Consider the following 26,221-nt stretch of genomic DNA (forward strand, 5'->3'; position numbering starts at 1 on the left):
AAATAAAATCGTGCTTTCATTCAAAGATATTCCAAAAGCATTTTTCTTGCTTTCTCATAGCTACTATACTCAGCACTAAATATTGAAAAATTAACAACGTTCTCTTCAAGGAATATGTACTTTGGAAATCTCTCGAAAAAGTTCATCCTAAGTAAGCTAACTTGTCGTTTAGGTATTTTATCTGCATTGCCATTTAAAACATAACTAATTGTCATGCAATAATCATTGAAATCAGCAGTAAAAACTTCATCTGGAATTAAAGAGAACTCACTTTTATAAAACTCCTGTATTCTATCAGTATCTCTGTATGGAAAGGGGTTGAGCAATTCACTCCTATGCAAATTACGTAATTCACTGACTATCTTCGTTTTATCCACCAAGTTCACTCCAAACCCCATTTAATAAACTCGTGCTCTCATTGACCAAGGCTAACTCAAAACATACAAATCAAAGTGTATTTCTGCATTTATCGCACTAGCAAAGTTTATTATCCTGCTTTTCAGATACATCGCAGGCTTTTCATTATTTTCAATTTGAATCACGACCATAAATAATAAGGATAGATCGTAATTATTTTTAAGTTCTTGTAGTTCATTTATTTTCGATTCAAGTTGATTAAGGAGAGGATTTAACTGTTCATTTATATCATGAGATTCTTGAAAATCTGTACTTAATGTCCAATCTGTTTCAGTTTTTATATGATTCCTAACTGTATCTCCTTTTTGGTGTGTTGAAGTTGGTTTGATGTTGAGGGTTCTTGTTGCTTCATCTAATGGAAACACATCTCCCAAAATGCTAAAGTAAGCCATTACTTTTGTTTTATCCAAAGATGCGCAAACCTCCCTTAAGGTAAAATCACTCTTTCATTTATCATGATAAATTGTTCAGTTATTCTTTTTTTCGTTGATAATAAGGGACATTTGGGGGTTTATTTTCTGTATGTTTTTTAATTGCTCAGTTAGGTCTAATATTTCATGTCTCGAAGGTTGAAAGAACCACTTAAAGCCTTCACTAATCCACTCATTCCTATAACTTACAAAGGTAATTGATTCACTAACATCACCTACACCAAATTCAAAACCACAGCAATGACAAATTTCAAATGATTCATTTCCTTTTTCGTCATATGGAGGCATTTCTAATTTATCAAATCCACAAACAGGACAGATATAACCCCTAATGATCCTAACTACGCATAGAAAAATAACACTTTTTCCCATTTTAACATGTATCCGCGGTATCACCATGCCTAAATTCCTTATTTAAATCGAGCTGTTATAGTACTCCTTCCTCTTCAAGAACAATAAAAACCACCTTTGAAGGTGGTTAGATCAACTGCAAATATGCGTACAACTGAAATTGACGATGCATGACAATTTCAAATTAATCCACACGAAATTCTAATTTTCTATAATACTAATACTCCCACCAAAAGACTCAACTACGAATCGAAGTGGTACAACCGTCGACCCATTTACTATAGTGGTAGATTCGCCCATTTCCAAGTTGTGCCCGTTTATTACAGCTATTGAACTGTCCAATGTTAAAACTAACGTGTTATCTTCTGAAGTAAATGTAATCTGTCTGGTAGCTTCGTTCCAAGTTACCTGAGTTCCAATCGCTTCTGCTACTGTTCGAATCGATCCCAGAACTACACCATTTTTTTCATACAACCCCTCAGAAAACATCGCTTCATTTCCATTAATTATGACTTTATAAGCAGCTGATACTGGTGGAGTTGAAGATTCAACTCTAACTGTAACAATACGACTTTCATTCCCTTCAATATCTCTAGCTATAACATTAATTAGCGTTCCTACTTGTTGAGCCACAATTGGCACAGAAAAATTACCATCTAATCCAACCACTCCTGTACCAATAACTCCCCCACTAACTTGTAATATTATTGTCGTTCCCACTTTACCTTTTCCAGTCAGTATTGTGTCCGTAACAAGTATTTTGTTAATAATTGGGGAAGGAGTTAGTGGGTTTATTTCTATTCTCCCACCAAAAGACTCAACTACGAATCGAAGTGGTACAACCGTCGACCCATTTACTATAGTAGCAGATTCGCCCATTTCCAAGTTGTGCCCGTTTATTACAGCTATTGAACTATCCAATGTTAAAACTAACGTGTTATCTTCTGAAGTAAATGTAATCTGTCTGGTAGCTTCGTTCCAAGTTACCTGAGTTCCAATCGCTTCTGCCACTGTTCGAATCGATCCCAGAACAACACCATTTTTTTCATACAACCCCTCTGAAAACATCGCTTCATTTCCATTAATTATGACTTTATAAGAAGCTGATTCTGTCCCTCCTGCAAGTTTAGCTTCTGCTTCTAACAATGTTTGATAATTTGTTACTAAAGCTTTTTGTTCAACTGACAGAAGATCATAGGCTACTCGAGCCTTTTGGGTATCACCTGCAAATGTGCTATCAACCGCTCTATGAAGAACTGATATTTCATTTAATAGTGCAGGATAGAAACTCGTAGTAGCATTTACTTGAAAAGCGCCAATTGGATTTCTATTAGCATCGTAAAACACAATCGTTGTCCAGAGCATATTTGCTTGATCAATCGTCAAGTCTCTATTAAGATTTTGAACTGGAGTTTCTGATCTTTGGTGAAGGAATGCATTTTCATCTACAGCAAAGTCACTTGCGGAAAGGTTATTTCTTTTTGAACCTGCTCCGTACAAATTAAAATATGCATAATCTTTAACTGAATCCGGTAACTTACTGTTGTCAACATTAATATTAATTCCACCAGAAATAAATTCTCCAATAATACCTTTAACAAAATTCACATCTTCTTCTGACATCTCTGTCGCTGTAACTGCATCTGTAGTAATTTCAAAAGATGGCGTTGAAACTGCAGGAGCAATAATAGTTATAGAGCTTGAATCACTTGTAGCATTAATAGTTGCATGCATATTTATCAGATTAATTGAAAAATCTAGAAGTCCTAGAATATCAGCTTCAGTAATTACATAGGTAGCTGTATTTGTCCAACTGCTACCAGAACCACTAGAAACAAAGTTGGTTGGGGCATTAACATTGAAAACAAAATGTGAATTAGGCTCAACCTGAATATTAGTTTTAAATGTCAATGTAACTATATCCCCTACTGTTGCTTTAGTTGGGTCTACGTTGTTTGATTGAATATGTACATTACTAACCTCAATCACAAGGGTTGGCAATGTTGTTACTGTCACTGCTACGCTTGCAGAAGATACGTTTCCTACGGCATCATTTGCTTTTACAGTAAATTCATAGCTAGTATTCGCTGTTAATCCAGTTACAGTATAACTAATTGTCGTTCCTGTTACAGTCCCTACCTTTACTCCATCTTGGTAAACAAAATAGCCAGTTGCACCTACATTGTCAGTGGATTTTGTCCATATCAATGTCACCGTTGTTTGGGTAATGTCTGACGATGTAACATTTGTTGGAGCTGTTGGTGCTTGTGTATCGCTTGTTGGAACAAAACCACCACCTCCGCCACCAAATACTGGTGGAGGTGTAGTTGGAGTAGGTGCAGGCGTTGTTGTAGGTGTTGTGGATTTGTTTTCTTTAACAACCTCTTCTAAACCTTTAATGAAATTAACTCCCATAACTGCGGACTGTTCTCTCGTTGCATTTCCTTGTGGATTAAATGTTCCATCTGGATTTCCAGATACCAAGCCATACTTAACAGCTATAGCTACATATTTTTTAGCCCAATCTGAGATTGAATCAGCGTCAGTAAAATCTAGTTTAGCATCTGTTTCATCAAGCTTACCTTGTTTTTCAAGAGCTTTAACCATAACAACTACTGTTTGTTCTCTTGTTACTGTAGCTTCTGGTGCAAATTCAGTCTCACTAACGCCATCAATGATACCAAATTTCTTGGCAGATTCTATAAATGGTACTGCCCATCCTTCAACGTCAGTGAAAGAAGAGATTACACTTTCATCAATTGGTAGGTTTAAAGCTTTTACCATAATCGTAACGAATTGCGCTCTAGTCAAAGTTCCCTTTGGGTCAAAGTGTTCTGCATCAATTCCAGTTAAGATTCCTTCTTTTTGAAGTTGGATGATAGCCTCTTTTGCAAATGAACCAGAAATATCAGCAAAAGGGTTTGATGTTGTGTCTGCCAATGCAGGTACTGCCAATGAGATTAACATTGCACTTGTAATTATTGCAGGTAAAATCTTTTTCATAAAAGTATATACCCTCCGAATAGGATCTCATATTCACTTCAATAATTTGGTTTCAAATCCATAAATAACAACTAGATAGACGTATTATATATCATACTAACTAGTGCTTCAAGACTACTCCCGTCTAAGCATTCATAAAGTACTCCAGGATTCTAGACCTATATAATTTATAGTCGAGCGGTTGTAGTGCATAGCCGTAATTGCAAGTTAAGTAAAATTCAAAAAGTTATAACCTACTCCCCCCATATATAAATGCCTTGATTTAAAGTGGTAGTATCCCCTTTAAGTAGACACTCAAAAAAGACCTTATGGAACATAAGGGCTTGAGTACAACTTGGAGGGGATTTTTCTTTGGCTAAAAGGGGCGAACATTTAATCAGTATACGGAGGAGTTTAAGTTAGCTCCTGTTCATGGATACACGCAGGAAACATCGAGTTATAGAACTGTAGCTAAAAAGCTAGATATCAGGAGCTGTACACAATTAAAGGTATGGGTGAAGAAATGGCTAGCTGGTGAGGTATTTGATGTACGTTCAGAGAAGGACGTTCACGCACGATCTTTCACACCGTAGAAGAAGAAAGGGATTATCTAAAAGCACAGGTAGATTATTTAAAAAAGCAGTATCCAAATCTAGTAAAGGAGAAGCTCCAACCCAGCAAGAAGGTTTACGCCAAATAAACGGCATTACAAGTTCACTTGCCATTGCAGGTATTGCTAGATCCAGTTATTACAAATAGAGAGCCACACCACCTCTGCGTAATCGCACTCAACAATCTATTTGTTCAAATAGAATCCATGTTTTATCAAATCGATTCTTTATGACTAAGAATGTAGTTAATATTCTCTAGAATTTTAGTTTTCACTTGTTCCTGATCTAAATCTAAACCATCAATAAAGACACTATAGAATAGATTGTCTTTACTCAGTTCAATTGCGAAATAGCCTTTTTTTTGAAACTACATTGATTTCATCAACATCATATTCCTTTGCTTGCACACCAAGGATATTTTCTTTATTTAAGGCTTTGGTGGTTTTTGTACTAGCATTAAATAACTTAATTGCTCTTTCTTTGGATGATTGTAAATTCATTGTGGTCTGAACACTTATCTCATGCATACTATCAGTTAGTGTTATTTTATATAGTGCACTTGTACCTTTCAACTTACTGCTACTTTTCGTGTAAAAATACTCTTTACCATTTTTTAAGGGCTTAATATTAAATTTAGTAAGTTCAACACCCTTAATATCTTTCTGCGTAAAAATAAAACTACTATCCCCACTTGATACTTCAATCTGTTTGGCACAAGATGTGAGTAACATTAAAATCAAACATAAGCAGCCAATATAAATAGTCCTCATTACTTTTTGTCCTCCAATGAAATTGCTCTTTTATTTAATCGCCAGCAAGATGAATCTGTTCAACTTTGGGATTGCTAAGCGAAGTAATAAGAAGTTCTAATTCATCAAAAATCAGTTCATCATGAGCAAATGACTTGACTTGCTCCAAACAAAATACAAATTCTTTAATATCTACTCTCTCTAAGGTAATGTCTGTCTTGTAGTAATCCCTTAATTTCCTCAACAGTGGTTTACTTGCCCATTGGTTAGTCTTTATGTAAATTGCTTCATGCAACGGATAGGATATTTCTATAACCCCCAGCCGTTCCTTCTGTCCTCCGTACATAACAACATCTAATCCCATTACAATCTACTCCATCTATAAAATCGTGCATTTATAGTTACTTTCTGCCATCAATAATAAGGACGTTAGGATCATACATCGATAGAACTTCGATAATATCGTCATTAGTTATAAAAACAAAATGAAATATCATTCTTTTCTTAACTACTTATAGCTGCTTTTCGCTACCTCCGTATTATATCACCAATTTACAAATTCAGGATATTGACAGAATTCTCTCTGTATTATCAACCATTGCTGATACAACGAAAAAAGCCCCTTAGAAGGGCTTCTTAGCAATTTAAAGCCACCATCTTCTTATACTTCTTGTCTACAGACCGTCTACATATCCATCCTTAGACAGGAAAGAACCCGCTCAGTGAGCGGGTTCTCTGTACTAAGGTGAGGGGAGTATTGAAATGTCCATCTAACTTACTAACGAAGCCTACTCACCGATGACTACCCTAGCGGTACATTTCAATGCCGTGCTCCCTACGCTCACGCTCCAGTCCGCGCGGGCGAACCCTATAGGGGTTCAACTCCCTGCTCACACCACCATAAAAACAAAAGACACCCGAAAGGGTGTCTCTTGTTTTGTATGGAGGTGAGCCGTGGCTTGGTAAATCCACAATTCGCCGCCGCGTGATGCTGAGAATTTTTGGGGAGGTGGCTTGAGATTATCGATTTCGGAATATATAGCGATAGCCAGTATCGGTACTCTCACGTAGAATTTCCAGTTCCGTTTCAAAAGATGACTGATCAGATTTCTTATTATCCTTCCAAATCCAAAGTACGGCCTTATTTATTTCACCTACAGCTTTTGCTAATTGCTTCTTTTGAAGTGGACTTACCAAAAGCTCTAAATCGGGATGTAAATAGTCCTCAAGCTTCCCCATATTATTTAATATATTCGACATCCATGTATTAAATTTGTCTTGGTGATCAGATGGCTTTGTACGCATCAATTCACTGAGCACGACTAATTCAGCTTCCACTTTAGTAAATGTAGCTTGTTGCAAGGCTTCTTCAAGGGCACGTACTCTTTGATGTTCATTAAGACGTCCATAAACGCTACTACTAACAAGCCTCTTCACAGCCGTAGCATGGTCACCTGTAAGTTTTCTTGATAGTAAGCTTTTATACAATCTTTGCTTGAAATCCACATCAATGTTAAGTGCATATATTACTTCAAGCATATCTTGGCTGCCACGAACCTTTGCAACTTCCTCCCTTACATTATCTGGAACCTCACTTCCAGGTTTGTACTTCCTAATTCTCCTCTTATCTCTTCTTAGTTCTTTTGCAAGGTCACCATCAGACATGCCACTTTCTTTCAATATGTCCTCAATTAGAATTTGAAAATCCACACCAGGCATAGGTTTTATATCAAGATGCATTTGAAGCCGCTCTTTATTTCGTTCTAAACGCGAAGTAAGTCCTCTCACTACTTTTACTTCGATTGGCTCATTAATCCGAACATTCTTCCAAGCCTCTAAGCGGCGATCTCCATTAATCAGATAATAATTGTTGTTTTCATCAGGGCCTTCTACATCAAGTGGCACTTTTAATCCATGGTTTCTGATATCCTGTTCAAGTGAGATTGTATCAAGGTTAATCCGTCTTCTAATGTCAATAAGTATATTTTTAACAGGTAATATCAATTTCGCCACCGCCCTTTAACCTTTCATATATAAAAGGCTATGTTTAGCGGAAATTGTCCTATGTCAACAAACCATCAAAAGCATCTTCAATGAAACAATTGGTGGTATCCTCGCAACTAGTAAAATAACAAAGCCAGCTCGGAGCAGGAATTAACTCCGCCCCCATAGAAATACAGCTAATCAAATTAATAATCAAAAGGGGACTTTCATTTGAATATTCAAGAGTTAGGAAAAATTCTTGGTGAAATGTATATTAAGGCACCTCACGGAAAACAAGTTGCTAAAATTCATTTATTCGGTGTTAAGTATGCGGACGTCATACAAAGAAACCACTACAGTGTTAAGGACATTGTAGCAGCTTCTGGTATCAACATTTCATATGCAACAGAAGTTAGTAAAGGAATCAAACTATCTGAATATGTTATTCCGAGAGATTAAAATAAATTCGCATGAAGAACCCCTGTCCTCCTTAACCATTGTGGTTTTGCATGCACAAGGGTTCAATATTCTGAGCTGTGGTTGGGTAGCTTGATGCTGAAATTGTTTGGAGAGGTGGCCTAACGACCTTGATTATAGAGTTAAGCGCTACATTATAAATACCTTCGCTTCTTCTGTTTCATACCATTGCAATTCAGGAATGTCCGTTTGTTTCTTTCCTCCTTTTAAAAAGGATTTTGCACGTTCCCAATATTTCAGAGCGTCTTCCTTTCTTAGAACCCGATTTCCATCAATCCAAACAACTGGCCTCCCACCATTATTTGGTATGTTAATAAGTGCAGGATTACCAAGATCAGCTAATGTATACTTAATCGTAAACCCCCTACTTCCTCGTCTTAGATCTTCAACTATCCCTAAAACATTCCAGTTAAAATGTGTTACAACTTCTCTTCCCTCCGCTATTGTGAAATAATCCCCGCAATCATTACAACTTAATTCAATAGCGTGTCTAACAGTCTCTTCAGTCTCGCTTGGGTTTTTACAATGCCTAAAGTTAAAAGGCTGTGCACAATTCTGACAAATCACTACCTCCTGACAAGCTTCCTTGAATATTGTAATAATATGATCGATAATTTCAATTTTCTCTGATTCATCTTTCCAATTCTTAATTTGATGAATGACCTGCATTTGAAATTTAAATAAATCGTGAAGTTTACCTTCTTGAATTTTTCGTGTTACAAATCCCTCATAGTTAGTAGTTAACTCTGTTTGGTCTTTCTCAAGCGCAGCAATCGTCATATTTTCATCCCCTACATTATTATTTTTCAAAACTAGTAGAATTTGCATATGATAGATTCATATGCGGAAAAGAAAAAGAAAAGAACCCTAACCATTCGGTTAAAGTTCTAAATTTTATCCCTATAAATGTTCTCTGTCGGCAAAGCAACCAAGACATGGATGAAAAAGATATAAAATCAGTAAGCGTACCGACCCCTGTCCCTCATTATATGTTGTGTTTTTAACTGGACAAGGGTTTAATTTATCGAGCCGTGGCTGTGTAAATCCACAATTCGCCGTCGCGTAATGCTGAGATTGTTTGGGGAGGTTGCGTAATTAGATTAAATAGGGCATTCATCTAAGTTCAATAGATTGCCTGGTTTGTGATCTATTTAGAACAGTTTTTAATTATTTATGACCGAATTGACTCTTACAACAATCACATCAACTAATTCTCCGCCAACACTGACATAAAAAGACCACTCCCCACCAGTGTCCTTCCCACCGAGATGAGTGATTTCTCATTATAGCGATAGCAAAGACTCTTGTTTACACAAAGAATTTGATGTCTACCTGCCACTTAAAACCTTCCAAAAGTCTATAAGTACTTTTATATAATGCATATCCAAGCACTCTACGAGTAAAGAATATACGTTCTTACAACTATTAAAGTAACCATGTAGGATAGGTTTTAAATAGTTCCATTTGCTGAACTTATTATTAAATTAAGCCACAAAATTTTTGACTAATCCTAAATAGTCGATAAAGGTATAAAAAGGATAAAAAAATAGCAATTTTATTCCAAAAGGTTTGAAAATCCCACCAAACTGTCTATAATAGGTAAAAAGGAGTGATAACTATGAGAACATTAAGATCTAATGAAGTTTTTAAGCCCGGAGCATTTCCAGAACATACTTACATTTCACGAGTATCTCCGGAGTTTTCATACACCTATGAGTTCCGATTAAGTCAAGCACTAAATACAACCGGCTTTCTGACATCAGTGATCGGACCTTCAAAAACAGGGAAAACTGTGTTATGTGAAAAAGTGATAGAATGGGACAGAATAGTATCCCTATCAGGAAGTGATTTTAAAAATTCTCAATCCTTCTGGACTACCGTTGCAAATAAAGCAGGATTATCCATAGAAGGAGAACAAACTCAGATAAGCTCAATTGCTGGTGAGCGGGTAGCAGGTGTTACAGAATCTAAGGCTTCATCTGTTAAGGAAAAATTCCTTACAGGAAAAGACCAGGTAATTGAGTATTTTAAAGAAAATAAGTTAGTTCTAATTCTTGATGACTTTCACTACGCACCAAATGAATTACAACTTGAGATCGCTCAACAACTAAAAGATGCTATCAGGAAAGAATTCACGTCAATAGTAATTTCATTGCCTCATAGAGCTGATGATGCTATCCGAAAAAATCCAGACTTGAGCGGAAGATTAAGTTTAATTAACATTGAGCCTTGGCAAACTGATGCTCTAGAAAAAATTGCAGTCACTGGCTTTAACGCTCTAGGAGTCAAAGTTAATCCTAGCTTAGTTGAGGTTCTTGCTGCTGAAAGCTTAACCTCCCCTCAGCTAATGCAATCTATATGCCTAAATTTGTGCCTTCTTTTAGATATAGATAATGATGCTAAGATCAAAGAAATCACCGAGCAAAACGATTTAATTAACGCATTTAAAGCCACTACTACAAATCTCCCATATAAGGATGTTGTTAAACGATTAAGATCAGGCCCCTATACACGAGGCCAGAAGCGTAAAACGTTTACTTTAAGCGATGGGACGAAATCTGATATTTATGATTTACTCTTAAAAGCCATTGCTCTAGACCCGCCTACTACTTTTATTAGATTAGATGAGCTAAAAGAACGGTTCGACCAAATTTTAGGTGATACTCCTAGCAAACCAGATCGAAACAAGATTAAATCTACTATTGAGCAAACTCAAACTATAATCAACACAAATGGATCAATCTATCAGGTCTTTGAATGGAAAGATGACGTTTTATACATTCTAGAACCACTCTTTTTATTTTATTTACGTTGGGGTACACATAACTGAAAGGAGGGTCAGTATGACTATAAGCGAGATTAGAGGGGAAAAAAGCAATATCATTGAAAACTTAAATGATCAAATATTAAAGGGAGAGCGACTTTTAAAACAGGTAGACGCTTTAACCTCACTAGAGATAGATTGGGAGTCTTGGTGTAATACAACACTAAAAATCTTGCAGTCTTCTTTTTCAGGTGAAGAAGTTGCAAAATCATTTCTGTTTGTATCTTCAACAATAGGAATATCCAAATCATTACGCAAAAACGAAAATAAAGAATTAGTTGACTCCCTACTCAAAGCTTTAGGTTTTATTCGAGGACTTGTAAAAGATATAAAACTTGGACTTCACGATAATGATGAACCTCTAACCTTCAATCAACCAGTGGCCTTACTAGTTATCAAACAAATACTAAAAAACTTTCACCTACACTTACAATCGATGTATCAAGATGAGGTTCATGGCAATGCTAAAATCAAAAAGGAAGACCTTAACCGTATTTTAATTGGAAATGAATATGATGTGCAAAGGATTCTCTATGCATTGATCCGACCTATATTTCCGGAGTCTAGAATGGAAGTAACGGAAGATGCAGGTTACAAATCTGTTCGATACGACATCTACGTGGATGATTTCAATTTAGCTATTGAAGTAAAATGTACACGTGCATCCATGACCGAAAGACATTTAACAGAAGAGTTAGGTGCCGATGCATTTCATTATAAAACTGAACATCTTCTTTTGTTCATTTATGATAAAGAGAAAATTATTGTTAACGCTGATGCATTTAAGAAAAGTTTTAAAAGAGAGAAAACTAAGTTCGGTAAAAATATTGAAACTTTTGTAATACAACCTATAATACTCTGATTATTATAATTAAAAGTACTTCTACCCATAATGCATCCGTACCTAACATCGTCATTCCTACAATTGTAATGCGTAATGAACCCCTGTCCACCATTAAATATTGTGGTTTTGCATGGACAAGGGTTCGATAAACTGAGGCGTGGCTATATAAATCCACAATTCGTCGCCGCGTAATGCTGAAATTGTTTGGGGAAGTGGCCTAATTTAGGCAGAGTTATTACTCGCGTTCCTGAATGTTAAGAGTTCACCATCATACTTTTGAATTATTTCCTCAACTAAACCATTCATCATTTCTTGAAATTTAAACTCATCAAGAGCCTCTCTTGGGGTTTCACCAAAAATTGGCGCGGCATCCTGGTAAATCTCTTGTATGTCTTTAGCCCTATCCGTTGTCGAGCCTCTCCCCGTGTAGTTAAATGCGACCTTCCATTGTTGCTTTTTGTCAGCGAGCAGAATTTTTGGAGCTATCTGATGTAATTGTGAGTAAACCTCTTGCCTAATTTTCTCAGTTACGACATCCTTAATCTCCTCAGGCTCACACTTCTTAGGCTTTGCAATGAATTGGGCCAAATGGTCTTGTAATAGGTCGATAAAATCGGAAATTGGCTTCAATGTGTCATAGGAGTGATGATTAAGTAGAGCTAATCTTTTGGAAAGCGCACGTACTCTTGTCCAATGTTCAGGTTTTACTCCATTTGAACGGCCTAGTCCCAATATTGCATCCCATTTTTCGTGAAACTCTTTAATAGCATTTTGAATACTCATCGATAAATTCAAAAAGTGATATTGCAACTCCGCCTTTGGCATTTGGTCATCATCAGAGTCTTTCATATTAAAAATATGATTAATTAGATCGGTTAATTGCGAGGAACTAGCTTGAACCATTTTAGTTTGCATCTTGAAAAAGAAAAAGCTTCTCTCTTTCAAAAGTTGTTCCAAAGAAGCAATATAACTACGACCATAACCATCATTCAAACTGTTTAATGCAGTACTTATTGAAGCCTTCACATGATTAACTTTCTCTACTCCCTTTTTCATACTATCACCTTTTACTGCATCCATGTGAGTAAAGCAAAGCAATAGCTTTCTAATGTGACCGCTTATAACTGCCGATTTGATTACCATCCGAGATGGACCGACCATTGGTTGGTCACCTTTATCAACTAGGAGAATTGTTTGAACCTGCCCGAACAATTCCGTAACTTTATCAGGTAAAGTTGTTTCCGAATCAGACGAGTGACCAATCCCTTCGCCATCATATAAGATAAGTTTAGGTACTTCGGCGTAACCATCAGGCTTAAATGGTCCTTTAAGTCTTAGGCCCTCTACAATCGGAGTAAGTAAACGTCCCCATTGATCTTTGTGATTACTAGAGAATAGCCTCATCCTTTTAAGAAAATCCTTTTTATTTCCATTTCCGAAATAATAGCTAATTGCCCAATCAGTTGAATCGGTAGTCAAACCATTACCATCTAGCTGATTGAATCGATTTTGTATATCGTCCATCAAGTCATCAATAACTTCTAGAAATCCAGCATTTTGTTCAAGGTACTCTTCGACGATTAGTTCTCTCAGTGCTTGCTTGTCACCACTAGAAAGCTCATCCTTTTCTAATTCAAAGCTTTGGGTTAGACTGGTTTCTGCTTCAAATGTAATATCATTTATACGAGACATGTAACTTCTTAACTTGTCGGACATTTCTATCCTTAAATCAATTTCTTCGATCTCATCCTCTTCTAAATGATCCTCTTCATCGGGTTCATCATCAAAGAAGTCAAAATCATCTTCTTGAGATTTGCTAACCAACGACAGATCACCAAGAACATAATTAATTCTAAATCGCTGATCTTTATGAAGAATGAACTTCTGCATTACATCCTCTTCACTTGCTCCGATTAATTTTGCGTGTATAGCAGCTTGAACACATTCCTCAACATATGTCCTCACTTCATTTCTTGTTAGAAAGGTTACTACTCCTTCAAAATTTTCTTGATCGGCACAAATCACTTCCATATCACAAGTTGTAGTACGCCCTGCAGAGGTTGTAGGGAAGCGATCTAATTTAGAATATGTCCCCATTAACTGTCTTAAAAATGTTGTTTTCCCAACTCCTGTTGCACCAAGTATTAGCATACTTCTATATTGCTTATCGAGTGGTAATGCAATTCGACTATTTCTCAATTGGCGAAAATTAATATCTGTTTCTTCTAAGTCATCATAAAACGCTCTAATTATAATATCGTTGTAATTCCTTGCAATGGCTTGGTTTCTTGCTGCCGGAGTCCATAAAGTTTCATCTGCCAGTATCTCATTCATTTGTTGTACAAAGGATTCAGCTCTTTCCTTATCGCTTGTCCCTAATCCCCTTCTAATCCTTAGCCCGTACTTCCCTTTCCCGTCTAATCGAACCGGATGCCTAAAAATAATTGACCAAAAGTCTCTCCCGTTACTCCTACTCAAAGAAGCTTTGTACTTTTGCATGCTACCCCTCCTAAACATCGTTGTTCCACCGTTGTTCCATCTTGTTGTTATTGCCAATATATACCTATAATTATCTTGTGTCAAGAAAATCTTGGAACAACGGATTGGAGTTTCAAGAAAAGAGACATGATCCGTTTGACAAAAAAAGCGTCAATACCGCCAAAAGCGTCATCATGACGCAACTGACAGTACTGACGCAATTAATGCAAGGCTCTAGATTTTAAACTGAAATCATAGCGAACCCTTTCCTAAACCTTAAATTGTGGCTTTTCATGGACAAGGTTTATAACAACTGAGCCGTGGCTTAGCAAATCCACATTCGGCGCCGTGTCATGGTTCGGTTGTTTGGGGAGGCCGCTTAAATAATACGTTGCAATCCAATATTGAATCCTCAAAAGGTAAAAGTATCATACGGAGATTGCTGTTGTTTCAAAGTGTCCCAATCGAAATCATACTTTTCATTATTATTCCAATTAATAGGGAATTGCAGACTGAAAATTGACTCATTAACATACACATAACCTGCAGCAGGGTCACCATCATACATACCAATTTCCTGATATGGGTTAAAAGCATAAATGCTAAATTGGGAAAATAAAACTATCAAAAGCCCAGTAACTGAATTTAGAACATGTTCTAATGAACACTGTGGGAAGTTTTGCTGTCTATCATGTTTTACAGCATTGTATGCTTGGTACCAAAGTAGACTATGATTACCTGTGCTCCAGTTCCCAAAAGGTTGAAAAGTCTTAGGACCATTTCTCCAAAAGTTAATTGTAACACTATAATCGGAAAGTTTAGATGAATTATTAATTTTATAGTAGTCCAAGATATTAGGATTACCTCGAAAAGTATAATTATTATCTATCAATATTCGCTTACTATTAGTTTCAAATTCCGTTGATGCTCTCAGAAGCAACTCATAGGTTCTATGAGAATAAGCGTTAAGGTTATCATCACTTGGTTCAATATATTCAAATAGTTTCATTACGTCATTTACAAGTAACAAATATGCCCTGCACAGATTTGTTCTATCCGCGGCATATCTATCATCTAATACATGACCATAAAAAATGAGGCAGGACCATTTAAATATGGTCTGATTATTCTTTTGAGTGGTTTTGGCAGTGCCATTTAATTTCCTTCCTATCATTGTTTACATACTAGTTGCGGATAAATGACTTTTACTTCTTATGTTAGTCATTATGAGTTGAACCCCTGTCCAACAATATTGGTTGTGTTTTTACATGGACAAGGGTTCATCAAACTGAGCCGCGGCTTAGTATATACCATTAAATTTAAGTTCGAAGGTGTGCAATTTATTGCAATCCTTTTCGTCTTCTATCTAAGTCAGCTGGTATTTCGTATAAATAACGAAGTAACTCTCTAACGAATTTTTGGAGTTCCTTTACAGCATCGACCGTGATATTCTCTACGGGGTCATAGTGTGCTCCTATATTACCGGCAAGTCTTACTTCCTTCACCCATTCAGTGAGTGATGGATGTAATGCTCCATTATCTGTTAGTTTTTGGAGACGTTTATGAAGCGTTCCTTCAGATTCACCTTTATCAACAGTAATGGCCTCGAGTGTGCGCCTAAGCATCACGACGGAAGCGCGGGGACAGTCGGCAAATAATGCTCGAACACCTTCACTAAATATATCTGCAATTTCACTCGGTATATCTTGTGAGAGATTACTCTCTGGTAGGGGCCACCAGTATATTCCTCTATAAGTGACAGTTCCACCACTTGATTGTTTATGTTTAGGCAAGTCTCCAACCCATTCTTCCTCAATAACCACAACACCTTGATTACAGTGACGGCAAATCAATGATATTACACGATCACTATGCGTTGCCATACGTTCCCCGTTAGGTCTTTGTAATACCCCTCCATCAAATGTAACCGGAAGCGAGCCAGCTGTTTCAAAACTAGATTGTTTTCCACAACGAGGACATAACCCCCTTGGTCGGTAAGAATCAGGAAGCCCTTCGTGGGGAATTGGCAATTCCTCGTTCCGTTTGCCTATTTCCTTACCTTCCTTTTGGCGCCAAAATAACAAATCAGTGCCCCCCTGGTTCAATAATATATTACATAATACCTTTAATTTCCCATCATCATTATAACATAAAAACTAACGAGAGGAGGCGTGTGCAACTAGACTTAGAACCATGAATAACCCTTGTCCTAAATTAACCATTGTGGTTTTGTATGGACAAGGATTCATAAAAGTGTGCAATAAGCTTCGTAAATTCTCAATTCATCGCCAAATGATGACTAGAGCTTGCATAGCATTGAGCTTGTCCTTACTCCTCGTTCGAATCTTCGACAGCTACGCCAGCCTCTGCCAAAGGTGTAACAAGTTGAAGTAATTCTTCTTCATTACTCCAAGTAATACACCCTTTTGGTACTTCGTTCTTTATATCCAGCAAAGATTGAAGTACTGTTTCAACATGAGTGAAGGCTTCATTGTCTAGCATTAGATTTGTTAATGCGTTGTAGGGCTTATCTGACTTGATGGATTTTCCAAAGTAGGCCAACTCAAAGTTAGGTAACGATGCCAAGTGTCGAACCTTATTTGGATGGGTTGCTTGCTTAACAACCTCAAATATACTTGTATTGTGGGGCCAAGCTGGATTCTTCCTATCACCCTTATTAGTCCTAGGTAAGTCTGTATCGTGTAATACTGAGTAACCGCTCCCAAAGTGATTCAAGATTTTGCACAAAGAAACGATTGTAGCTTTTCCTCTAGCCCTGATGATATGAATATTTCTATACTTCTCTGGCGCTGTCGACATTATATATTTAAAAGCTGTGTACTCTGTATCGCCTTCAACTATAACGGTCTTTCCACCAAAAAAGAATTCGGCAACATGCGGATCAAAAATATTCAATAATTTCAATCTTTCACGATCTTCATGATCCAGTTGAACTTTTTCGGGACGGAATACAGTGGTTCCAAATATTTCACCCTGTTCCGACCTTTCGACCCTTACTATTGTTGTATTATTTCTCGACAAATCGATAAATGCAGGGGAATGAGTAGTAACCATAACCTGCCAATTCCCCTTTTTGGGTAGATCATACAAAACTCTACATGCTTCACGGACAGCATTCGGATGCAAACAAAGTTCAGGCTCGTCCAACAACAAAACATGCGGCCGCTCGCCTGCCGACTTTTTTCCTCCATTGCTCTGAACAAGTAGCCTTAGCGCAGACCAGAGAAGTGTTCTTCGTGCCCCGCTACCTTGCTTATCAATTGCACTTTGATACCCCATTCCAGGCCCCATCAATAACCTAGCTGATGATTTGAATAGTGTGACATCATTTTCAATATCTTCATCCGCCCTGGGGTCGAATTTAACCACATACCCTGGGAATATGTCTGCAATTAATGAGGATAACTCTGTTTCAATAGAACTAATTTCTTCCTTTGATTCAGCAAAAATCTTCTTTCGTAGATCACCTATTTGCAGTAGTAACTTTGAGTAATCGGAGAGTTCCTCTCCAGTAGCAGACTGAACCCCTTTAATACGATCTTTAATTATTGCATTAAGCAGATCAAGAACTTGTTTCTCCTGTTCCTGAGGCTGAGCAAATGCTTCAACCATATGAGGTTGAGGTCGTTTTGTCTGTGCGACTCCAGGAGCCCCCCAAGGCACTTGATCGTCCCATTCATTCTTTTCTGTATCAAACCCTTGCCTTTTGGGAGCAGCGTTCGCTGATGACCAAGTCCATCTCTCTTTTACTAGAGTCTTTCCTTCCTCAACTTGAACCCACCGTTTGGCTGGAGTAGTGTCACCATTGACAATTGTATGTAGCTCTATTTGCGGTAGCTCATGAATATTAATTTTCCCATTAGGAAAGTCACTTTCACTTAATTTGCAATTATTGGAGCCATGATTCATGACAATCTCGTACGCCTTTAGAATAGAGCTTTTTCCTGCATTATTTGGACCAACCAGAACCACAATATCATCTAAATCAATTGTAACTGGGCTATTTCCGATACATCGGAAATTTTTAATTATCATTCTTCTCAACTTAGGTTCACTTGAATCATACCATTTTGATAAGTCCATTCCTGTATCTATCGCGGCACCCTTTCTTGCCATATACATCACTCCAATTCCATATATTTCAATCAACTTAAAATGTACCACGACCACAAATAGCGAACAAGCGTTTGATTTTAGTTTGACATTTTCATATTTTAGATGTATTATAAATTCAACGTGAAGCACACGTAAGTAAGGGCGCCCTTATTTGCGATGTGCTTTTCTTTTCTTTGCGTTAACAATTGAATTGCACCTCATATTTCCATTTGCTTCTTTAACGTAGACTGAACTATCGACGGTAAGTTAAAATAATATAATTGGAATTGCGCATTTTAAGAGTGTGCATTAGGGGGATCGTAGTTTTGTCACAAATTAATACTCTCGCTGAGATCAACCGTGTCAGACAAGAAGTCGGGGCAATCAAAGAAAAGGCTCTAAAATCAGAACTAGGGCAGTTCTTCACCAACACAAATGTTGCTAGTTTCATGGCCAATTTATTCGATTCAAATGAACCTCATATAAAGTTACTTGATCCTGGGGCTGGAATTGGGATTCTAACGGCAGCTTACATTGAACGTTTGTGTAAGAAAAAACGTAAACCCATTAGTATTGAGGTTGTAGCCGTTGAAATTGACGAAAGCATTCTCCCTTACTTAACAGACACCCTTGAGTTCTGTTCAAATCTCTGCCAAAAAGCAGGAATTACTTTCTCTTCTCAAATAGTTAACAGAGATTTCCTTGAGTTTGGGGTAGAATCTATTGGCAATCCTGGTACTGCAAATTTTAATGTAGTTATAATGAATCCTCCCTATAAGAAAATTTCAACAGATTCTATATCTAGAAATCTATTAAGGCAAATCGGTGTTGAAACAACTAATCTTTATACAGGATTTGTTGCCGTTGCAAAGCGGCTGATGGTAAATTTCGGACAGTTAGTTGCCATTACGCCGCGTAGTTTTTGTAACGGTACCTACTACATTAAATTCAGATCAGATTTTCTCTCAGATATGTCTTTCAAGAAGATTCACTTATTTGAATCGAGAAAAGAAGCATTCAGTGAAGACGATGTTTTACAAGAAAATATTATCTATCTTGCAGAGAAGAACAAAAAATATCGAAAGGTCAGTATCACATCATCAGTTAGTTCTATGATTCCTTCTGTATCATACAAACTTGACACGGATCGGCTTGTTCATCCCGATGATGGAGAGTTATTCATTAGGTTAGCAAAGGATCAGGCAGAAGTTGAACTCAAAACAGCTCTTGAAGGCGTTTCCTCATCACTTGAGCAACTTAACATAAAAGTATCAACTGGAAGAGTAGTTGATTTTCGAACAAAAGAAAACCTTAAATTCGAAGTGACAGAAGATAGTATCCCTCTAATCTATCCACTACATTTTTTAGATGGGTTCGTTAGATGGCCTGTAGTCACTGCGAAGAAAGCAAATGGTATCGTATTAAACAAAGAAACGGAAAAGCTGCTGCTTCCACGTGGCAACTATGTCCTAGTTAGAAGATTTTCCTCAAAGGAAGAACCAAAAAGAATTAATTCCGCAATCTACGATGGTACAGATTTCAAAGCAACCTTTGTTGGCTTTGAAAATCACGTCAATTACTTCCACATTAACAATATGGGAATCCCAATTGAATTGGCAAAAGGACTATCACTATACTTAAGTTCAACAGTGGTGGATCGCTATTTCCGTCAATTCAATGGTCTTACACAGGTTAATGTAAGTGATTTAAAGAGCTTACCCTATCCAACTCACGATGAACTTTTAGAGATGGGTAAGCAATTCGGAGAGATTTTTCCAAATCAGACTCAAGTAGATTTGATTATCCTACAAGTTTTAGGAATTCAAGCTAATTAAATTATCAAGCTACCGGCTAGGTAGCTTTTTTCGTTTTTTAAACCTTGAGTAAGTCATGTAAGGTTACCTTGTGAGCTGAATCAGTATCAATAAGATGAATTATTCTATTAGGCTCATCAGCAAACCAAACAAATGATCCCCATGCTAAACTACCTTGCACTTTACGATATGCCGAGTCTGATCGAGATGCAAAAACTGTTACAAATGCACAATCATCTGGATTAATAAAGGGAAAGCTTTCTCTGGCAAGATCCAATAGTTCCCTCATACGCGCACCAGATATTGGTCCATCGGTGTGCACAATCTCAATAAAAACTAGTTTAAATCGATTCTCTGCCGTTTCTGCAATAATCAGATCAGGTAAAGTCTTCTTAGGATCCAGAGATAATCCGATGTTTCCAAATAATTTAGAAAATTGAGGGTGAAATTTCACCTTAGAGTCACTTATAAGCAGAACTTCAGGTTTCACCAAAAAATTTCTCGCAAACGTTTCGACAGCTTCTTTAGAAAGGACAGAACTTAAACCTGAGGGTAACGAATGTCTAAAGCCCCCCAGCTCTACCGTTATCACGCTTTGTCTTTCTAGCTCTCTCAGCCCTTGTAAAATAAGAGCTCCTTTGTGTAAATGTTTTTCTCTCCAGTTGCTTATCTCTTCCTCCAACTCATCTCCTATTAATTTAGGATTCATCAACTCAGCGAAATCTCTGGCTAGAAAATATCTAGGTTTAGAGGATGTTGGGGGTAAACCTTCTAGTTCCCCGACTGCCCCCAACTGTTTTAGAGTAGCAATGGTATCATCTCTTATAGATTCTCGAGTGTTCTCACTGTACCATCTTCCTTCAACACTTGGCTTCTTTGGACGCTGCATTATATTAACCCAATCCATACGTTCTGACCGTAGCAACTTTGTTGCTTGTTCATCATTCATGACAGTTATTGTCGATGGACGAACCTCGATGCCATATCCCTCAATTGCAAAAGCATAAAGCATGACAAATACAGTACGTGCTGCAACGATGTTACGACTGTAAATAGCATCTTCAACATTCTCTGGAATTAGCAGTTGAAGCCTCTCCTTAATAATCTCAACTTCCGGCAAACTTGTTTCAAACCAATCCAATAGTAATACCTCCTAATTAAGTACATTCTCGCTTAAGAAGAGTGTATCACTTCTCGATCTTATCTGCAAGTTAAATTTTTATGCTTCAGATAATAAATTACCTTCAGACATATTTGATTGAACTAAGTTTATGATATTTACTTGTGAGATGCAACCCAACTGCAGAGCTCTCGTGAAAGAGGAGGCTGAAATCCTAATGGCGAAGAAAAAAGGAGGAGGTGATACTGTTGAAAATTGGAAGAAGAAAACCGTTACCTGAACAAGATATATTCTTAGGGTTTTCAGACGCGGAAATTTCTAGGCTTGTAACTGATTTAAAGATAACCGCTCAGGAAATCCCTAATTATAATAATACACAGCTAAAAAATTTGAGAGTAATCTTTAGTTCTTGGGTAGAAAACACCAAACATATGAGTTATATCTTCTCAGTTTTGACCATATTTTCAGCTTTGATAGCGATGCTAATAAATGCAAAATTCACGATATGGGTAACGTATCTTTTGATTGTACTATTCTGCTTTTTAGTCACCTTTACTATTAAAACCATAACCGAGCTAATGCAAAGGATTAAACCAGCAATATATATCCAGCGCTTAATTGACCTTGAGCTAGAAAAACGTGATGCCATAAGAATTCGTAAAGAAACACGCCTATCTCGATATACACGTTAAATCAACCTCCACAACCTCACATTGTCCAAATTTTAAACAAGCAACCTCTATCCGTTTGGGTAGAGGTTGCTTTCTTTTTGCTTTATTAACTTACACAGAACAGGAGCATGACCATGAACCACTCACAGCGGCGACTATTCGATTTCATCAAACAGGAATTTGATCACGATGGCACAATTCACTTTTTAGCCCTTTCAGCCGTCGAGCAGCAACACGATACACTGACCTCTTCAGTAATCTTCAAGGTCCGGGTAGCCCTCACCTTCCAAGACGACTCAGGCGTTAATCCCTACTTCGACGGCACGGACATGTTCATATGCATCACGCCTACTGACATTCAGCTTACACAGGAAGACTAATGGGCAAACGGCCCTCCGATTAGAGAGGGTAGCCCGATTGAACTGGCATTAGGATGGGTTTCAGAATTAGCCCTGCCTTTCTTTATATCTTCTGAAGCACAAGATGCAGCGCTATTGTAGGCACGGGAGCTAGCAGACCGTTCTACATCCCATTAAAAGCGAAAATACCGTCGTAGCGACGGTACTCCCAAAAAGACTATTTCTTCATGATCCTTAGAATATCAACAATCAGACCAGTCGATTTCCCAACAAAATTAAGGACTGGTCTGACTGGCTTTTCTCCAGTAACAGCAATTAATTTTCTCCAAAGCATACAAAGCCTCACTTATTTCAAGTTGTAGTACTTACACATCGTGTAATGTAGGATCATTATTTTTCTTTCCGAACGCCTTTAAAAGGAGTGTTGTCCGATGTCTTAGCATCCATGAACCTTCCAGTGTTTGCATCCCTCTTTACCCAGGTGTCGTTCTTAGGATTGTAGGTTTGAGATCTATCCCTGACTGCACCAATTCGGTGGTCATTTCCCGTGTTTTTCGCCATGTTTCAACATCCTTCCGCAATTAGTTACATCCAGTATAATCCAAAATTTAGGTTCTCTTCAATAATTAATTGAACATTCCCTTTGCCTATTAATCGTACAATGCCCTGAAAGCGAAATTACCGTCCGAAGTGTCACAAAAGACACAACTGATTGTACTTTCGCTAATATCTCTGAATTGGAGCGAAACAATGACATTAACTCTCAACGAAAAAGAAAAGCGTACTATCGCGACGCTCATCCAAGAGCGATCTGAAGAGCATCTATCTCGATTCCCCTACAACAGATACCCAATCGAACCCCTAGAGGAATGGAAGCGGATTTTCTATGCTCCAAAAGCCGTTTCTGCCGACACGCTCAAGCAAGCACTCCGATGGCACTTTGGAGGCTGGCAGAGGAAAGACCTGACGAGTACCCACAAGAAAACGATCATTGCAATCATCAAGGCATGGCCACAATTCCCCGACATTGTGACAAATGATACTACCCAATCCTTCCGCTTTTGGGAGCAGAATCTGCCCGACTGGCAAAACGGCTTTAACGCGGCGGCATTTCTTCTTCATCTCTTGCGTCCCGACACCTTTGAACTCGCAGATCAGCATCGACTCCAAGCCATGACAGAGCTACTCAAAGAAATCAATCACCAAGATAGTGACCAAACCTTTACTCGTTCTCTTCAAGAGCTAGTACGCTACACCACGTTTTTCCGTGCCATCCTCCAAAAGATCCCAGGAGTAGACTCGCGCACAAGATTAGATCGATTCCTCAAGGCATTCGGTAACCGCCACGCATACAAGAATGTGAAAGAAACCTATCTCACTAAGGAACCCTCCATCCGCAACTTCTCTTGGAGCGATTGCGCATCCCAGCGCTTTGACCTCAAAAAGATAACCTTACGCTCCAACGCAGACGTTCTGTTCGCTTGTCTACTCCTTTCAATCGAGAAGCAAGAAAGTTACAGCGAAAGGCTCACCATCGGACAGGTCGCAGAGCATATCCCCCTCGGCACCGCAGGCATCTGCAATCCCGCCAGCTTCAACTACGCTATGATTGCCCTGTTTGGCAACCAGAAAGGCCGCGACTACTTCCAACTGGAGAGCCCCGCGCTAAGAGAGGCTTTCACTGAGCAGGCCAATCAATCCACGAGGGACATGAAATTCTACCTCAAGCACTCATCTGAGCAGCTAACTATTAATTTGAAGTACATCAATGAGAAAGGATAATCGAAGGGTACAAGATAGAATCGCGGAACACACTTCCTTAATAGAACGAGAACGAGAAGATGCCCTTCTTGTGCAGATAGACACCTGCCAGCAATTACTTTCGGCGACTTGGAAATTTCTCAGATCTGCTGATGAATCAATCCACTACCCTACAGTTAAGCGAGTACTGCTTGCTTTGCGTACGGTGGAACGAAATATAGATGATGAACTATTGGAGGTAAGATTGCAGCTCTAATTGCTACTTAATTAAAAAAGGGCCTTCGGAAGGAACAAAGCATTAGGGTAGATGTAGACGTCTACGTAGATGTAGGCGTAAACGTAAACGCTGAAGCTTACGTAGACAGCCACATCACCTAATAATCCCCTAAGGAGATAACCAACTATGAAGCAGCGTTCATTTAAACTTGCGAATACAGCAGAAAGACCGAAGTTTTGGGCTACTGGACAACAGCCACTTTCCCCATCTGAGACAAACCCTGTATTGTTAAGCAATAAAGAGAAATTTAACAACATAGAAGGAACTGCTGTCACAAATTCTTTAAACACCGAAGATGGACAGAAACTTAACGCCGAAATCCCAAAATTGCGAAAAGCCATTCCTGTCAAAAGCTCTGCAGCAACCAAGTCTCCCGAACACGATTCGCGACCCAAACCAGTCCTAAAACCTAAAACCAAACAGACTGAACAAGTAGAGGAAAATCAAAATCGCTCTCATCCTATTCCAACAGAAGATCTGAACTCTCCCAGTAAGCGCCTAAAACCAAAGGCAGCACCATTTGGAGATAGGTACGAGCGGATTACCACCTACTTGGAAAAGCCACTGTTCCAGCGAGTACACAATCTGCACGAAAGAGGAGAAATCGCTAAAATTGCCAGCCTTCTGAACGCAGCTGTTAAGGAGTACCTCGATCAGCACTATCCAACCGCATAATGCAAATGGCCCGATTCCGCGAGGAATCGGGTACCTTTAATTTTACTTTCGTTTCTCCGAATCAATTGTTGCCATTACGTCTTTAGACATTTTGCGAATTAGTTCGATCTCCTCCATGCTACGTTCCTCCAGAAATGCCGCGAGTAACCGGATTGCATCGCGCTTTCCTTCCAACCCTTTGCTCATCTCCAAATCCCCAAAGCGAAAAGCGTCAATTGGCTCTGCACCAAGCGCCTTTACAATCTTTTCTAGGCTTTCAAGAGAAATATTTCGCTCACCTCTCTCCACCCCAGCCAAATACGTATTTTCCATATCACATCTCTCTGCCGCAGTGAGTTGCGTAAATCCTCTCTCTTTCCGCATTTGACGGAGACGCTTCCCTACTAATATTTTCAATTCCGCCACTAATCTCACCTATCCTTCTCTCTTTAATGGTAGAGAAGGGAATCTTCATGAAGAAGGTCATCAAACATTCATTTATTGTTGTTTTTGTACTTATTAGTCTAGTATAATCATGATAGGTCAAAGGAACTATTTGGAAGCGCAGAGTAGGGTTTGGGAACTCAGTTGCGAATCACTTTTTGACGAACAGTGTTACTTCCTGCTCGTTGATTGTGAAATTTGGGAAGGGGAACGGCAAATGGCAATCACACAGGGGGCAATCAGCAAGGCACTAGATTGGGCATACGAGAAGGCAATCACAGGTGGTTTGCCAGGAACGAGCGACGCTTACGAGTTGGCAGAGGAGTACTCAAAAAAATGCGGTGACGTGCGGACACAGATAGACTTGCTTATTCGCTGGCAGAGCGGAAAGAGTGCAACATCAGGGTTCATTACAGGTTTAGGCGGTATTGTAACCTTACCCGTTGCGATACCAGCAAATCTGGCTTCTGTCCTGTACATTCAACTTCGGATGATCGCGGCAATCGCCACCTTAAGCGGACATGACGTGAAGGACGATAAAGTACGTGCGATGGCATACGCATGTCTGTGCGGGAATGCAGCAGTGGAAATCCTGAAGGATGTGGGTATTGCCGTTGGCAAGAAATTCGCGGAGCAAGGACTAAAGAAACTTTCTTATGAAGTCATTAAGAAAATAAACCAAAAAGTGGGCTTTCGCTTATTGACGAAGTTCGGCAGCAAAGGAATCATCAACCTATCTAAAGCAATCCCGATTGTCGGAGGGATCGCGGGGGCAGTTGTAGACGGCACTTCCACAAGTGGAATGGGAAAAATTGCTAAAAGATTATTCGTTGAATGAGATTAAATAACTAAGACGAC

Annotated in this window: 24 protein-coding genes; 9 read left to right on the forward strand and 15 right to left on the reverse strand. The window is 38.5% G+C overall.

The genetic code is table 11. The features are described from left to right. Positions 1 to 20: 20 nt before the first annotated feature. From HQN88_RS33150 to HQN88_RS33180, 7 genes are all read right to left on the reverse strand, one after another. Positions 21 to 377, reverse strand: a complete 357-nt coding sequence (locus HQN88_RS33150) for a YxiJ family protein (protein ID WP_274318890.1) — start codon at positions 375 to 377, stop codon at positions 21 to 23. Between the two features lie 51 nt (positions 378 to 428). After that, positions 429 to 809 carry a DUF4279 domain-containing protein gene (locus HQN88_RS33155; RefSeq protein ID WP_173120454.1) on the reverse strand — a complete coding sequence of 127 codons (381 nt, stop codon included), beginning with the start codon at positions 807 to 809 and terminating at the stop codon, positions 429 to 431. 75 nt (positions 810 to 884) lie between these two features. Further along, positions 885 to 1,247 carry a hypothetical protein gene (locus tag HQN88_RS37420; RefSeq protein WP_246320602.1) on the reverse strand — a complete coding sequence of 121 codons (363 nt, stop codon included), beginning with the start codon at positions 1,245 to 1,247 and terminating at the stop codon, positions 885 to 887. A 153-nt stretch (positions 1,248 to 1,400) separates the two neighbouring features. Then, positions 1,401 to 4,202 carry a stalk domain-containing protein gene (locus HQN88_RS33165; protein WP_173120334.1) on the reverse strand — a complete coding sequence of 934 codons (2,802 nt, stop codon included), beginning with the start codon at positions 4,200 to 4,202 and terminating at the stop codon, positions 1,401 to 1,403. Between the two features lie 928 nt (positions 4,203 to 5,130). Beyond that, the gene (locus HQN88_RS33170) at positions 5,131 to 5,562 is read right to left on the reverse strand and encodes a hypothetical protein (RefSeq protein ID WP_173120336.1); all 432 of its coding nucleotides are present in this window, start codon (positions 5,560 to 5,562) and stop codon (positions 5,131 to 5,133) included. A 34-nt stretch (positions 5,563 to 5,596) separates the two neighbouring features. Further along, positions 5,597 to 5,905 carry a hypothetical protein gene (locus HQN88_RS33175; protein ID WP_173120338.1) on the reverse strand — a complete coding sequence of 103 codons (309 nt, stop codon included), beginning with the start codon at positions 5,903 to 5,905 and terminating at the stop codon, positions 5,597 to 5,599. Between the two features lie 656 nt (positions 5,906 to 6,561). Continuing rightward, complete coding sequence (locus HQN88_RS33180; protein WP_173120340.1) at positions 6,562 to 7,554, reverse strand: ParB N-terminal domain-containing protein; 993 nt, start codon at positions 7,552 to 7,554, stop codon at positions 6,562 to 6,564. Between the two features lie 201 nt (positions 7,555 to 7,755). Between HQN88_RS33180 and HQN88_RS33185 the strand changes: the two genes are divergently transcribed. Then, a complete protein-coding gene (locus tag HQN88_RS33185; RefSeq protein ID WP_173120342.1) occupies positions 7,756 to 7,983 on the forward strand; it encodes an HTH-like domain-containing protein in 228 nt (75 codons plus the stop codon). A gap of 147 nt (positions 7,984 to 8,130) precedes the next feature. Here HQN88_RS33185 and HQN88_RS33190 read toward each other — a convergent pair whose 3' ends face one another. After that, a complete protein-coding gene (locus HQN88_RS33190; RefSeq protein WP_173120343.1) occupies positions 8,131 to 8,781 on the reverse strand; it encodes a hypothetical protein in 651 nt (216 codons plus the stop codon). A gap of 838 nt (positions 8,782 to 9,619) precedes the next feature. Between HQN88_RS33190 and HQN88_RS33195 the strand changes: the two genes are divergently transcribed. Together HQN88_RS33195 and HQN88_RS33200 are read left to right on the forward strand one after the other, a co-directional pair. Next, complete coding sequence (locus HQN88_RS33195; protein WP_173120345.1) at positions 9,620 to 10,831, forward strand: AAA family ATPase; 1,212 nt, start codon at positions 9,620 to 9,622, stop codon at positions 10,829 to 10,831. Positions 10,832 to 10,844: 13 nt separating this feature from the next. Next, on the forward strand, positions 10,845 to 11,687 hold the full coding sequence (locus HQN88_RS33200; RefSeq protein WP_173120347.1) for a PD-(D/E)XK nuclease domain-containing protein: 843 nt from the start codon (positions 10,845 to 10,847) through the stop codon (positions 11,685 to 11,687). A gap of 204 nt (positions 11,688 to 11,891) precedes the next feature. Here the strand turns inward: HQN88_RS33200 and HQN88_RS33205 are convergent, their stop codons facing one another. From HQN88_RS33205 to HQN88_RS33220, 4 genes are all read right to left on the reverse strand, one after another. Continuing rightward, on the reverse strand, positions 11,892 to 14,168 hold the full coding sequence (locus HQN88_RS33205) for a hypothetical protein (protein WP_173120349.1): 2,277 nt from the start codon (positions 14,166 to 14,168) through the stop codon (positions 11,892 to 11,894). 391 nt (positions 14,169 to 14,559) lie between these two features. Next, complete coding sequence (locus tag HQN88_RS33210; RefSeq protein ID WP_173120351.1) at positions 14,560 to 15,321, reverse strand: hypothetical protein; 762 nt, start codon at positions 15,319 to 15,321, stop codon at positions 14,560 to 14,562. Positions 15,322 to 15,487: 166 nt separating this feature from the next. Beyond that, positions 15,488 to 16,231 (reverse strand): DUF4145 domain-containing protein, encoded by a 744-nt coding sequence (locus HQN88_RS33215; protein WP_173120353.1) that lies wholly within the window; start codon positions 16,229 to 16,231, stop codon positions 15,488 to 15,490. Positions 16,232 to 16,475: 244 nt separating this feature from the next. Beyond that, a complete protein-coding gene (locus tag HQN88_RS33220; RefSeq protein WP_216855912.1) occupies positions 16,476 to 18,284 on the reverse strand; it encodes an ATP-dependent nuclease in 1,809 nt (602 codons plus the stop codon). Positions 18,285 to 18,589: 305 nt separating this feature from the next. Here HQN88_RS33220 and HQN88_RS33225 point away from each other — a divergent pair, with 305 nt between their 5' ends. Then, on the forward strand, positions 18,590 to 20,098 hold the full coding sequence (locus HQN88_RS33225) for an Eco57I restriction-modification methylase domain-containing protein (RefSeq protein WP_173120355.1): 1,509 nt from the start codon (positions 18,590 to 18,592) through the stop codon (positions 20,096 to 20,098). A 37-nt stretch (positions 20,099 to 20,135) separates the two neighbouring features. Here the strand turns inward: HQN88_RS33225 and HQN88_RS33230 are convergent, their stop codons facing one another. Further along, positions 20,136 to 21,218 (reverse strand): BsuBI/PstI family type II restriction endonuclease, encoded by a 1,083-nt coding sequence (locus tag HQN88_RS33230; RefSeq protein WP_173120357.1) that lies wholly within the window; start codon positions 21,216 to 21,218, stop codon positions 20,136 to 20,138. 227 nt (positions 21,219 to 21,445) lie between these two features. Here HQN88_RS33230 and HQN88_RS33235 point away from each other — a divergent pair, with 227 nt between their 5' ends. Both HQN88_RS33235 and HQN88_RS33240 read left to right on the forward strand, forming a co-directional pair. Next, positions 21,446 to 21,889, forward strand: a complete 444-nt coding sequence (locus tag HQN88_RS33235; protein ID WP_173120359.1) for a hypothetical protein — start codon at positions 21,446 to 21,448, stop codon at positions 21,887 to 21,889. Between the two features lie 113 nt (positions 21,890 to 22,002). Then, positions 22,003 to 22,248, forward strand: a complete 246-nt coding sequence (locus HQN88_RS33240; protein WP_173120361.1) for a hypothetical protein — start codon at positions 22,003 to 22,005, stop codon at positions 22,246 to 22,248. Between the two features lie 369 nt (positions 22,249 to 22,617). On the opposite strand, the gene HQN88_RS33245 is transcribed toward HQN88_RS33240, so the two are convergent. After that, the gene (locus tag HQN88_RS33245) at positions 22,618 to 22,788 is read right to left on the reverse strand and encodes a hypothetical protein (RefSeq protein ID WP_173120363.1); all 171 of its coding nucleotides are present in this window, start codon (positions 22,786 to 22,788) and stop codon (positions 22,618 to 22,620) included. Between the two features lie 189 nt (positions 22,789 to 22,977). Here HQN88_RS33245 and HQN88_RS33250 point away from each other — a divergent pair, with 189 nt between their 5' ends. Together HQN88_RS33250 and HQN88_RS33255 are read left to right on the forward strand one after the other, a co-directional pair. After that, positions 22,978 to 24,009: a hypothetical protein gene (locus HQN88_RS33250; protein ID WP_173120365.1), complete on the forward strand. Its 1,032-nt coding sequence runs from the start codon at positions 22,978 to 22,980 to the stop codon at positions 24,007 to 24,009. Positions 24,010 to 24,391: 382 nt separating this feature from the next. Beyond that, a complete protein-coding gene (locus HQN88_RS33255; RefSeq protein WP_173120367.1) occupies positions 24,392 to 24,940 on the forward strand; it encodes a hypothetical protein in 549 nt (182 codons plus the stop codon). A 42-nt stretch (positions 24,941 to 24,982) separates the two neighbouring features. Here HQN88_RS33255 and HQN88_RS33260 read toward each other — a convergent pair whose 3' ends face one another. Beyond that, entirely contained in the window at positions 24,983 to 25,354 is a 372-nt protein-coding gene (locus HQN88_RS33260) for a helix-turn-helix domain-containing protein (RefSeq protein ID WP_274318884.1), read from the reverse strand. Between the two features lie 226 nt (positions 25,355 to 25,580). Between HQN88_RS33260 and HQN88_RS33265 the strand changes: the two genes are divergently transcribed. Beyond that, entirely contained in the window at positions 25,581 to 26,201 is a 621-nt protein-coding gene (locus HQN88_RS33265) for an EcsC family protein (RefSeq protein ID WP_173120369.1), read from the forward strand. Positions 26,202 to 26,221 lie beyond the last annotated feature (20 nt).

Source organism: Paenibacillus qinlingensis (assembly GCF_013204845.1).
GTDB classification, from domain to species: Bacteria; Bacillota; Bacilli; order Paenibacillales; family NBRC-103111; genus Paenibacillus_E; species Paenibacillus_E qinlingensis.